We start from the raw sequence: 11860 nt of genomic DNA, 5'->3' as shown, positions 1-11860 counted from the left end.
GGATGTGAGCGAAAAACGCCGCAAGGCAAACAGGCACGCGCAGGGCATGAGCCCTGTGGCACCGTCTTCTTTCATCCGGACTATGACCGTCGGCTCCGGCCTTGAACCGGATCTGCTGACCCCCGGCCGTGGACCGGGGCGCTCGCGGGCTCGTGCTTGCGCACCTACCGCCGGTGGGGAGTTGCACCCCGCCCTGAAGACGTTTGTGTACCGGCGAACCGGCGCAGCAAGTGTACCAGCCCGGGCTGAACGGGGTGGGATGCCCGGCGCCGCAGCCGTTTCCCGGCGGGAAACGGATCTGACCCCAAGCCTGCCCAGCCTGTGACGGCTGTCTCTCGCATTTTGTAAAACTTTCATTAAAATTCGCCGCGGACGACATGAGGTCGCCACGGGCTGCGCCTCCGGCGCGCCCGCCAATGGACTGCAATTCACAGGAATTCCCATGCGCAAGCTCCTGATCATCGCCAGCCTGCTGGCCGTCGCTCCGCTGGCCTCGGCCGCCGAAGGGCTGAGCTACACCTACGTCGAAGGTGGCTGGACCCAGGTCAAGACCGACGACAGCGATTTCAACGACCCGAAGCTTGACGGCGGCTACGTGCGCGGTTCGTTCGCGCTGGCCGAGCAGGTGCACGTGTTCGGCAGCTGGTCGCGTACCAGCAAGAGCTACCACTTCACCGGTGCGTCGGCCAAGTTCGAACTGGACCAGCCTGAGCTGGGCATCGGCTACCACATGCCGTGGACGGACCGCCTGGACTACACCGCCGACATCGCCTGGGTGCGCCAGAACGCCGAGCTGACCGTGAAATCGGATCTGTTCGGCCGCGAACACCTGAAGGATCACACCAACCTGGCCCGCGCCACCATGGGCGTGCGTGGCAAGCCTTCGCCGAAGACCGAAGCGTGGGCCAAGGCCGGCTACATGGATGGCGGCAACGACTTCAAGGGCACCTGGGTCGGCACCGTCGGTGGCCAGATCAATTTCACCCCGACCTGGGGCCTGGTGGGAGAAGTCTCCGGCCAGCGCGATGTCACCCAGTTCTCGGCCGGCGTCCGCGCCAGCTTCTGATTGCCCGATCCTCGTCGTGCGATCGAACGGGCCCCGCAAGGGGCCCGTTTTTTTTCCGCTGCACACCGTTACCTGGCTGCATCGCACCATCGAAAGCGTGGGCAGATGCGCTAGGCTTGCCCGCCTCTGGACCCGGAATCACTGTCATGAAGACCCCCCTGCGCTCCCTGCTGGCCACTGCACTGTTGTGCGCTCCCCTGTTCGCCAGCGCCGCCTCGACGCAGCTGAGCCCCGAACAGACGTTCGATCTCTATTCCCGCGTACTGCTGGAAGACGACGCGACCGCCACGCGCACGCTCAACGACGCGCTGAAGCCGGCGTTCGAGGGCCAGGACGCCGTGACCCCAAACCCGGGCGCGCTGGCCAAGGCATTGGCCGAACCCTGGCAGACGGTACTGGCCAGCACCGGCGCTTCGATCGACGCTGCGGCCACCGAAGCGCTGTACGCCAAGGCGCTGCGTGATTCGAAGTGCCGCGCAACCCAGAGCGTGATCGAAGACAACGAATACGTTGAAGACCAGAAGCTGGCGCGGATCACCTACACCTGCCAGGTGCCCGACCTGGGCAAGGTCCGCCCGCTGTTCGCCGCCAGCCTGGCCGACCATGCCAGCCCGGCCTCGCGCAAGCAGTTCACCGACGCCTACACCCAGGCGCTGCAGAGTGGTGCACGCGTGCCGGTCAGCGGCACCTTCACCCTCTACCCGGCCAAGGACAACGGCTACTGGTACAGCGGCAACTTCGATGATCTGGTGGGCACCGTGGCCGGTGCGCTGGCTCCGTTCGAGGACTGGATGCAGGACGCGCAGGCGGCCAACGCGCCGAAAGTGACCGGCATACCCGGCTGCGACCTGCTGCTGCAGCAGCACCGCAGCTGCGTGGCGAAGATCGCGCCCGACCAGATCAGCGGCGTGGACGCGATGGCCGAAGAGCTGAAGGCCAAAGCGCAGGTGCAGTCGGTCGAGGAGATGACGCAGGAGTGCAAGGCACTGCGCCCGCTGGCCGAGATGATGTGGACCGACGAATGCACCTGAGCCGCTAAGTGGTAGCGCCGGGCCATGCCCGGCGACACTGCGCTGCCGTCAACTTTCCTCATCGTCGTCCGGATGTTGCCGAACACCTGGCGATGCGGGTGGCGCTCGCCGTCGTGCAGGGCTTTTGCCCGGTTCTCCAGGCGCGTGCAATGCGCGCACCGTGCTCCAGCTGTCAGTGTCAGTGACCGCCGAAGTCCGACTTTCGGAACTGTTGCATGGACAGGTAACGCCCGCCGCGTGAAGCTGGGGGTGGACGGTGCACGCGCGTCGTTCGCCAGCGCGTTCCATGCTCGCTGGCCCGCGATGACGAATTCTCCCGGCGTGTGTTACGCCTGAACAACGCTCATGAGCAGGCCGTCCAGCGACGCGCCGATGCCGAGCCATGGACGCAGCGCTGCTCACAAGGGACACCGAGAGCCATCGGTGTCTGCTGGCAGAGCCGGCACGAGTCACCACGTATCTCTTCTCTCTATCATGTTGGAAATACAGATGTTCGCTTCGCTCAGACCCCTTGCTCGCGCCGCGCTGCGGCTGCTGCCCTCCCTGCTGCTGATCGGCTGCGCGCAGGGCGCTCAGACCCCGATGGCCATACCCGGCTCGGTCGTCAGCCTCGCGCCACCTCCGGGATTCGCGCCAGCACCCCATTTCTCCGGCTTCGCCAGCGAAGATGGTCGCGCCAGCATCCTGGTCGCCGAACTGCCCGCCGACGCCCGTGCCGCCGTCAGCGGACTGTTTGTAGACGAGGCAACCGCGCGCAACCGCTTTGCCAGCCAGGGCGTCCGGGTCGACCGTCTGGAATCGGTCACCAGCGAGGGGCGGACGATTCCGGTGGTCATTGGCAGCCAGATCGCCCACGGTTACACCTTCGACAAGTGGGTTGCGCTGTTCAGCGGCTCTCCAACGGTCATGATCACGATCCAGGCCCCGCGCGAACATGGGCTGACGCACAAGCAGGCAATGCGTGCTCTGGCCTCGGTGACCCTTGGCGCACAGGCCACGCTTGAGCAGAAAGTCGCCGCCATGCCCTTCAGCGTCAGAACCGAGCCTCCCTTCCGGCTGATCGACACCCTTGCAAACTCGGCCGTAATCCTTACGGCCGGTGAACTGGATACGGATCCCGAGGGTCGCCAACCTCTTGTGGTCGTCGCCTCCCAGCTTTCTTTGCCGTTTGATTCGGACGATCTGGCGGAGGTATCCGATCAGTTGATTGCTGGAACTGTCCGCATCCAGGGAGGGACCGTTGCCTCGAGGAGTAACGTGCCGTTCGGCGGCATCGAGGGACACCGCGTTGATGGACTCACACCCGACGGGCGTCACTACCGCCACTACCTTGCACTCTGGCCAGGTGAGCGGTTTGTCCGTCTGGCCGCGATTCTGCCGGCGGAGAGCACGCAGGAGGTGGAAGAGGCGATTGATGCCATCGCCGCCTCGGTCCGATTCCACGAATGACAGTCCGGACCGGGGACGGCGTCTGCCACTGCATCATGTGTGCAGCAGCAGGCGCAGGTCCTCACCCACCTGGCATTGCTCGACCACGCGCAGCCGGCGTTGCTGCTGCATCGCTTCGATGCCCAGCCCGGCCAGCAGCGGGCGGGCCCGGTCACCCAGCAGGGTGGGCGCCTGGTACAGCAGCAGCTCATCCACCCAGCCGCCGCGCAGCAGCGCACCGGCCAGCGTAGCGCCGGCTTCGGTATGCACTTCGTTGATGCCGCGCCCGGCCAGCAGGGTCAGCATCGCGCCAAGATCGAGACGGCCGTCGGCACTGGGCACGCAGGCGAACTCGGCATCGGCGGCATCCGGTGCGCTGACCGCCGCATCGTGCAGGTACAACGTGGGTGCCCCACCCTCGCGCACGCGGCTGCACTGCAGGGAACGCAGGCGCGAATCGAGCACGACGCGCAGCGGCGGCATCACGTCGACGTCCCGCAGGCGCACGGTCAGCATCGGATCATCAGCCAGGACGGTATCGGCACCGGTCAGGATCGCGCCGGCGCGTGCACGCCAGTGCTGCACGTCTTCGCGCGCCGCTGCTCCGGTGATCCATTTGGACGCGCCGTCGGCCATCGCCGTACGCCCGTCCAGGCTGGCGGCCAGCTTCACCCGCAACCACGGGCGATTGCGCTCCACGCGTGACAGAAAGCCCTTGTTGAGCTCGCGTGCCTGCGCCGCCATCAGCCCTTCGGCGACCTCGATGCCGGCGCCGCGCAGCAGGTCGAATCCGCCGCCATCGACCTGCGGGAAGGGATCACGCAGCGCAGCGACCACACGCGATACACCGGCCTCGATCAGTGCCAGTGCGCAGGGGGGTGTGCGCCCGTAATGCGCGCAGGGCTCAAGGGTGACGTAGGCAGTGGCACCGCGCGCCTCATCACCGGCCTCGCGCAACGCGAATACTTCGGCATGCGGGCCACCGGCACGCTGGTGCCAGCCCTGCCCGACCACACGTTCACCATGGGCGATCACGCAGCCGACCATCGGATTGGGGCGGGTGGTGTAGGCGGCGCGCTCAGCCAGGCGCAGCGCGCTGGCCATGTGCAGATGGTCGAGTACGGAGAATGGGGTGGTCATCTGGCCATGGTAACGCTGCCGGTGTTGATCCATGCCATCGGTGCCAACCAAGGTTGGCACCCACCAGTGAATGCGGCCATCGGTGCCAACCGAGGTTGGCACCCACAAGTGGATGCGCCATCAGTGCCAACCAGGGTTGGCACCCAACCAGGCAGAGGCGGTCAGCCCTTCTTCTTCTTGGCCAGGGCGATCACATCGCCCAACAGCTGCAGCTGTTCGGTGCTGGCCGGCAGCTCGCGTTCGAGTTTTTCGATTTCCTCGCGGAAATCGGCCACATCCTCGAAGCTGCGGTAGACCGAAGCGAATCGTACGTACCCCACGTGATCGAGCTTGCGCAGCTCGTTCATCACGAACTCGCCCACCTTGATCGAAGGCACTTCACGCTCGCCACTAAGGCGCAACTGATGGACTACCGCACGCACCGCCGCTTCGATCTTGTCTTCCGGCACGGCACGCTTCTGTAGCGCGCGATCAAAGCCGGCGCGTACCTTGCGCTGGTCGAAGGCCTCGCGGGTGCCATCGCTCTTGACGATGGCCGGCAGCTTCAGTTCGACGGTTTCCAGGGTGCTGAAGCGCTCGTTGCAGGCCTCGCACTCACGCCGACGGCGGATCGTCGCGCCGTCTTCAGAGACGCGCGAGTCGATGACCCGGGTATCGGCATGTTGGCAGAAGGGGCAATACATGGAACGCCTGGCTCAGGGGACAACCTAATGCCACGGTCATGGCAGCGTCGCAAAGGTACCTGAGAAGGGGCTTTCCGGCAAATTTCATGTGCGGTACGGTCCCTCGTCAAGGGCAACCCTGCAGCCGTCCCAGATGCACCCAGATACTCAGAAACACCCTGATGCGTGAGGCTGGACATGCCATCCCTACACCACCATGCGACTTGCCTGAAAAGTCAGGCGCCCGGAAGGTGAGCAGGCCGCCAGCGCAGCCAGGCCAGATGCGCCGCGGGCAGCAACAGCGGCGGGCCGAACAGCAACAGGCTGAAGCCCTCCATGCGTTCGGTCAGGCCGACCACCAGCCCGAGCACGACGGCGGGCACTGCTGCCAGCGCGCCCAGCGCCAGCAACGCCCACCACACCCGGCCCACTGCCTGCAGGCCAGACCGGCCCTGCAGCAGGAAACCGGCGCCTATGTACAACCAGGCAACAATGCCCAGCGCCCCGGCGGTGCCCCAGCACACCAGCAGCAGCCGGCTCGGCAGGCGGGTTTCCTGCGTCAGGCCGGAGTACACGCCCACCAAGGCCACGGTGCCTCCCAGCAGCACGCCAGGCAGCCCGAACAGCAGGGCCTGCACGAGGTGCAGGCGCTTGTGCAGACGTTCATCCATACGCTCATCCATGTGCGTTGATCTACTTGGCCCGGGGTCAGAGCCCTTCCCTGCGGGACGGGATCCGACCCCATTACCCGATCAACCGTAGACCGGGTACTTGCGGCACTGCGCGCTGACGGCATCGCGCACGCGGGCGATCACGGCGTCATCGTTCGGCGCATCGAGGACATCGGCGATCCAGTTGGCCAGATCCACGCAGTCCTGCTCGGTGTAGCCACGGGTGGTCACCGCCGGCGTACCCAGGCGCAGGCCCGAGGTCACGAACGGCGAACGCGGGTCGTTCGGCACCGAGTTCTTGTTGACGGTGATGTGCGCCTTGCCCAGTGCCGCTTCCGCGTCCTTGCCGGACACGTCCTTGCCGATCATGTCCACCAGCATCAGGTGGTTCTGGGTGCCGCCGGAGACGATCTTGTAGCCGCGCGCGATGAGCGTGCTCGCCATCGCCTGGGCGTTCTTCACCACCTGCTGTTGATAGGTCTTGAAGGCCGGTTCCAGCGCTTCCTTGAAGGCCACCGCCTTGCCGGCGATGACATGCATCAGCGGACCGCCCTGGATACCCGGGAACACGATCGACTGCAGCTTCTTGACCAGGTCCTCATCGGCACCCTTGGCGACGATGATGCCGCCGCGCGGGCCGCGCAGGGTCTTGTGGGTGGTGGAGGTGACGACGTGGGCATGGTCCAGCGGGCTCGGATAGACGCCGGCGGCGACCAGACCGGCGACATGGGCCATGTCGACGAACAGGTAGGCGCCGACCTTGTCGGCGATGGCGCGGAAGCGTGCCCAGTCGATCACCTGCGAGTAGGCCGAGAAGCCGGCCACGACCATCTTCGGCTTGTGCTCCAGGGCCAGGCGCTCGACTTCGTCGTAGTCGATCAGGCCCTGGTCGTTCACGCCGTACTGCACGGCGTTGAACAGCTTGCCCGAGGCGTTCACCTTGGCGCCATGGGTGAGGTGGCCGCCGTGGGCCAGGCTCATGCCGAGGATGGTGTCGCCCGGCTGCAGCAGCGCGAAGTACACGGCCTGGTTGGCCTGCGAGCCGCTGTGTGGCTGCACGTTCGCATAGTCGGCGCCGAACAGCTGCTTGAGGCGGTCGATCGCCAGCTGCTCGGCGATGTCCACGTACTCGCAACCACCGTAGTAGCGCTTGCCCGGATAGCCTTCGGCGTACTTGTTGGTCAGCTGGCTGCCCTGCGCTTCCATCACTGCCGGGCTGGTGTAGTTCTCGCTGGCGATCAGCTCGACATGGTCTTCCTGGCGCTGGGTCTCAGCGGCGATGGCCTTGGCCAGTTCGGGATCGTAGGATTCGATGCGGACGTCACGCGGGAACATCGGGTACTCCAGCAGGCAGGGAAAGGGGGTGTACGGCTCAGCCCCTGATTGTAGCCCCGCACCGGCCGGCTGGGGCCGAAACGGACGGGGCCGGATCCCTCGAAGGAATCCGGCCCCGTATGGTTCCGAGTGATGTTGCGGGGTCCTCAGCGGCTGCTGAGCACGTACTGGGCGATCACGCCGGTGGCGATGGCCACCAGCAGCATGTTGCCGCGGTCATCGCGGATCCAGTGGTGGCCATGCGGCGGACGGCGCAGGTGGTAGCGCGGATAGTCGTTCACCACGTAGATCGGGCCGCGATAGTAGTCGCGGTAGCGGTGCCCCACCTTCCAGCCATAGCCGGGGCCGTAGGCAGGGCGGTAGACCACACGCGGCGGCGGTGCCGGGCGGTAGTAGCGGTCATGGTCACGGTGCCACTCGCGGCGGTCCTGCCGGTAATCGCGCCGGGCCTCACGGCGGTCGCGCTCCCAGTCACGACGGTCCTGTCGCCACTCGCGACGATCCTCCCGCCACTCGCGGCGGTCGTGACCGCGGCCGCGATGGTCGTCGTCGGCAAATGCCGGGGCAACCGCGCCGAGCGCCAGCACAGAGGCCACGGCTCCGGCCATTACTCGATTGATGCGCATGTCAGACCTCTGCTTGGGTGGTGGTGACCCCATATTGCGCACCGGATCTGAACCGTTTCCGGCTGGAAACGCTTCCCGCTTCAGGACTGTGACGGCGATTCAGGCCGCGGCCAGCCCGGCCGGCTACCCGTGGCGCGGCGGGTAACCGGTTCCGGCTATAATTGGCGGTATTCCATTCAAGTCTGTGCCCGCTGCCGCACCGGGAAACCTCCCGTGACGGTCGGGCGCAGGGTCGCGCCTACGGAGACCTCATGTCCTCGCAATACATCTACACCATGAACCGCGTGTCCAAGGTGGTCCCGCCCAAGCGGCAGATCATCAAGGACATCTCGCTGTCCTTCTTCCCGGGCGCGAAGATCGGCCTGCTGGGCCTGAACGGCGCCGGCAAGTCGACCGTGCTGAAGATCATGGCCGGCGTGGATACCGATTTCGAGGGCGAGGCACGCCCGCAGCCGGGCATCAAGGTCGGCTACCTGGCGCAGGAACCGGAACTGGACCCGAACAAGACCGTGCGCGAGTCGGTCGAGGAAGGCGTGGGCGAAGTGCTGCAGGCCCAGGCTGCGCTGGAGGCGGTGTACGCCGCCTACGCCGAGGAAGGCGCCGACTTCGACGCGCTGGCCAAGGAACAGGAGCGTCTGGAGGCGATCCTGGCCGCCGGCGACGCGCACACCCTGGAAAACCAGCTGGACGTGGCTGCCGATGCGCTGCGCCTGCCGCCGTGGGATGCCAAGATCGCCAACCTGTCCGGCGGTGAAAAGCGCCGCGTCGCGCTGTGCCGCCTGCTGCTGCAGAAGCCGGACATGCTGCTGCTGGACGAACCGACCAACCACCTCGACGCCGAGTCGGTGGAATGGCTGGAACAGTTCCTGGCGCGCTACACCGGCACCGTGGTGGCCGTTACCCACGATCGCTACTTCCTGGACAACGCCGCCGAGTGGATCCTGGAACTGGACCGCGGCCGCGGCATTCCGTGGAAGGGCAACTACACCGAATGGCTGGTGCAGAAGGATGAGCGCCTGAAGCAGGAAGAAAACCAGGAAAAGGCCCGCCAGAAGGCGATCCAGAAGGAACTGGAGTGGTCGCGCCAGAACGCCAAGGGCGGCCGTTCCAAGGGCAAGGCCCGTCTGGCCCGCCTGGAAGAGCTGCAGTCGCAGGATTACCAGAAGCGCAACGAGACCAACGAAATCTTCATCCCGCCGGGCGAGCGCCTGGGCAACATGGTGATGGAGTTCAAGAATGTGTCCAAGAAGTTCGGCGACCGCCTGCTGATCGACAACCTGTCGATGCTGATTCCGCCGGGCGCGATCGTCGGCATCATCGGCCCGAACGGCGCCGGCAAGTCGACGCTGTTCAAGATGATCACCGGCCAGGAGAAGCCGGATTCGGGCGAGATCGTGATCGGCCCGACCGTGCAGCTGTCCTACGTGGACCAGAGCCGCGACAAGCTGGAAGGCAACCACAACGTCTTCCAGGAAATCGCCGGTGGCCTGGACATCCTCAACATCAACGGCATCGAGATCCAGTCGCGCGCCTACATCGGCCGCTTCAACTTCAAGGGCCAGGACCAGCAGAAGATGGTCGGCTCGCTGTCCGGTGGTGAGCGTGGCCGCCTGCACATGGCCAAGACCCTGCTGCAGGGTGGCAACGTGCTGCTGCTCGACGAACCGTCCAACGACCTGGACATCGAAACGCTGCGTGCGCTGGAAGACGCGCTGCTGGAGTTCCCGGGCAACACCTTCGTGATCTCGCACGACCGCTGGTTCCTGGACCGCATCGCCACGCACATCATCGCTTTCGAAGGCGACTCGCACGTGGAGTTCTTCCAGGGCAACTACCGCGAGTACGAGGAAGACAAGAAGCGCCGCATGGGCGATGACGCTGCGCCGAAGCGCCTGCGCTTCAAGGCACTGAAGTAACGCAACAGGAAAGGCCGCGCTCGCGCGGCCTTTCTCCTTCTGTGGGTCGCCCGCTTGCCGGGAGACACCTTCACGAGAAGCCCCATGTCCCTGTTCGAACGCCTGTTCCAGCTGCAGCAGCACGGCACCACCGTGCGCACCGAGCTGCTGGCCGGTGTCACCACCTTCCTGACGATGTCCTACATCGTCTTCGTCAACCCCGAAATCCTCGGCACCACCGGCATGGATGCGGGCGCGGTATTTGTCGCCACCTGCCTGGCGGCCGCGCTGGGCTCCACGGTGATGGCGCTGGCAGCCAATTTCCCGGTCGGCATGGCTCCGGGCATGGGCCTGAACGCGTTCTTTGCCTTCACCGTGGTCGGCGCCGCCGGCCTGCCCTGGCAGCAGGCGCTGGCGGCAGTGTTCATCTCCGGCCTGGTGTTCCTGGTGCTGTCGCTGACCGGCGTGCGTGCCTGGCTGGTATCCGGCATTCCTTCGTCACTGCGCTCGGCCATCGTCGCCGGCATCGGCCTGTTCCTGGCCATCATCGCCCTGCAGAAGTCCGGGGTGATCATCGGCAACGAGGACACGCTGGTGGCGCTGGGCCCGCTCAACACCGCCCCACCGCTGCTGGCACTGGCCGGCTTCCTGCTGATCGCCGTGCTGGAGGCGCGCCGCATCCGTGGTGCGATCCTGATCGGCATCCTGGCGGTCACTGGGGCCGGCTGGGCGCTGGGCGACGTGCAGTACCAGGGACTGGTGTCCCTGCCGCCAAGCCTGGCGCCGACCTTCCTGCAGCTGGACCTGCCGGGCCTGCTGCACCACGACGGCGGTGCCCCCATCGCGGTACTGCTGCAGGTGGTGCTGGTGTTCGTGCTGGTGGAGGTGTTCGATGCCACCGGCACGCTGTACGGGGTGGTCGGCCGCGCCGGCCTGCTGAAGCTGCCGGGTGCGCAGAAGCGTTTCGGCCGTGCACTGCTGGCCGACAGCACGGCAATCGTCGCCGGCTCCATGCTGGGCACCAGCAGCACCACGGCATTCGCCGAAAGCGCCTCGGGCGTGCAGGTGGGCGGCCGTACCGGCCTCACCGCCCTGGTGGTCGCCGCGCTGTTCCTGGCCGCCCTGCTGTTCTCGCCGCTGGCCTCGATGGTGCCAAGCTACGCCACCGCACCGGCCCTGCTGTTCGTTGCCGGGTTGATGCTGCGCGAGCTGGTGGAAGTGGACTGGAGCGACCTCACCGAATCGGTGCCGGCGGCCCTGTGCGCGCTGGCGATGCCGTTCACCTACTCCATCGCCAATGGACTGGCTTTCGGCTTCATCGCCTACGCCGCGCTGAAGGCCGGCACTGGCCGCTGGCGCGAGGTGCATCCGGCGGTGTGGCTGGTGGCCGTGCTGTTCGTGCTGCGCTTCGCGCTGGAGTAATCAGGGCAGGGGCCCGCTGTCACGGCGGGCTGGTGGTGTACTCATCGCCAGGCCGGTCGCAGCTGGCCATCCACGCCGAAACGCCAGCGGCCCTCGGCCCAGCCCCGGCCGAACAGGGCCAGCATCTGCGAATAGTAGGCCGGTGCCTCGGCACGCTGCTGTTCCGGGCTGGGCAGGCTGGCCAGCAGCGACTTCGCCAGCCCCTGCTCGCGCTGTGCCAGCACACAGGGCAGTACAGCCGCGCGGAAACCATAGTTGCCTTCGCCCTGCCCCTGCCCGCTGCGGGTATCGACCTTTTCCCAGAGTGCCGCACCGCTGCGCAGGCGCTGCAGCGGACCGGACAACGCCGCCAGCTGCCGCCGGAACAACGGATCGCGCGGGGCCGTCATGCCTGCCCACGTGTAGCAGCGGATCGCGTCGTAGCCGCCCACCGCTCCGTTCACCGGATCGACCACGAAGCGTCCCTGCTGCCACGCCGCCCAGTCCGGTGCATAGCCATGCGGGCTGGTCTGCTCCAGCAGCGTGGTCGCGTTGTCCGCCAGTTCCGCCCAGGGCCCACTGCGATCGGCCGCGGCAAAGCGCCG

The 11860-nt window shown here is 66.5% G+C and carries 11 protein-coding genes and 1 riboswitch; of the genes, 5 read left to right on the top strand and 6 right to left on the bottom strand.

Annotated elements, in window-relative coordinates; translation table 11 throughout:
- Positions 1–59: 59 nt before the first annotated feature.
- Positions 60–205, bottom strand: a riboswitch (FMN riboswitch).
- Between the two features lie 237 nt (positions 206–442).
- The 3 genes from QMZ25_RS05285 (at position 443) to QMZ25_RS05275 (ending at position 3546) form a co-directional block, all read left to right on the top strand.
- Positions 443–1066: a hypothetical protein gene (locus QMZ25_RS05285; protein WP_053518907.1), complete on the top strand. Its 624-nt coding sequence runs from the start codon at positions 443–445 to the stop codon at positions 1064–1066.
- A gap of 146 nt (positions 1067–1212) precedes the next feature.
- A complete protein-coding gene (locus tag QMZ25_RS05280; protein ID WP_263177322.1) occupies positions 1213–2097 on the top strand; it encodes a hypothetical protein in 885 nt (294 codons plus the stop codon).
- Positions 2098–2586: 489 nt separating this feature from the next.
- A complete protein-coding gene (locus tag QMZ25_RS05275; protein WP_283219229.1) occupies positions 2587–3546 on the top strand; it encodes a hypothetical protein in 960 nt (319 codons plus the stop codon).
- Positions 3547–3579: 33 nt separating this feature from the next.
- On the opposite strand, the gene ribD is transcribed toward QMZ25_RS05275, so the two are convergent.
- The 5 genes from ribD to QMZ25_RS05250 form a co-directional block, all read right to left on the bottom strand.
- Positions 3580–4665, bottom strand: coding sequence for a bifunctional diaminohydroxyphosphoribosylaminopyrimidine deaminase/5-amino-6-(5-phosphoribosylamino)uracil reductase RibD (gene ribD, locus QMZ25_RS05270; protein WP_283219228.1), 1086 nt, complete (start codon positions 4663–4665; stop codon positions 3580–3582).
- A 161-nt stretch (positions 4666–4826) separates the two neighbouring features.
- Complete coding sequence (gene nrdR, locus QMZ25_RS05265) at positions 4827–5348, bottom strand: transcriptional regulator NrdR (protein ID WP_053518899.1); 522 nt, start codon at positions 5346–5348, stop codon at positions 4827–4829.
- A 215-nt stretch (positions 5349–5563) separates the two neighbouring features.
- The gene (locus QMZ25_RS05260; RefSeq protein WP_164151695.1) at positions 5564–5998 is read right to left on the bottom strand and encodes a hypothetical protein; all 435 of its coding nucleotides are present in this window, start codon (positions 5996–5998) and stop codon (positions 5564–5566) included.
- 81 nt (positions 5999–6079) lie between these two features.
- Positions 6080–7333, bottom strand: coding sequence for a serine hydroxymethyltransferase (gene glyA / locus QMZ25_RS05255; protein ID WP_065175825.1), 1254 nt, complete (start codon positions 7331–7333; stop codon positions 6080–6082).
- 146 nt (positions 7334–7479) lie between these two features.
- Positions 7480–7959 carry an RcnB family protein gene (locus QMZ25_RS05250; protein ID WP_065175826.1) on the bottom strand — a complete coding sequence of 160 codons (480 nt, stop codon included), beginning with the start codon at positions 7957–7959 and terminating at the stop codon, positions 7480–7482.
- 251 nt (positions 7960–8210) lie between these two features.
- On the opposite strand from QMZ25_RS05250, the gene ettA reads away from it, so the two are divergent.
- Together ettA and QMZ25_RS05240 are read left to right on the top strand one after the other, a co-directional pair.
- Positions 8211–9875 carry an energy-dependent translational throttle protein EttA gene (ettA, locus tag QMZ25_RS05245; protein ID WP_005415249.1) on the top strand — a complete coding sequence of 555 codons (1665 nt, stop codon included), beginning with the start codon at positions 8211–8213 and terminating at the stop codon, positions 9873–9875.
- An 84-nt stretch (positions 9876–9959) separates the two neighbouring features.
- Positions 9960–11276 (top strand): NCS2 family permease, encoded by a 1317-nt coding sequence (locus QMZ25_RS05240; RefSeq protein ID WP_053518892.1) that lies wholly within the window; start codon positions 9960–9962, stop codon positions 11274–11276.
- 41 nt (positions 11277–11317) lie between these two features.
- On the opposite strand, the gene QMZ25_RS05235 is transcribed toward QMZ25_RS05240, so the two are convergent.
- A partial coding sequence (locus QMZ25_RS05235) for a glycosyl hydrolase family 8 (RefSeq protein WP_283219227.1) occupies positions 11318–11860 on the bottom strand: 543 nt, incomplete at its 5' end.

It is taken from the genome of Stenotrophomonas sp. RS-48, assembly GCF_030053245.1.
GTDB lineage: Bacteria > Pseudomonadota > Gammaproteobacteria > Xanthomonadales > Xanthomonadaceae > Stenotrophomonas > Stenotrophomonas maltophilia_P.
This window is presented reverse-complemented; position numbering and strand designations above follow the sequence as displayed.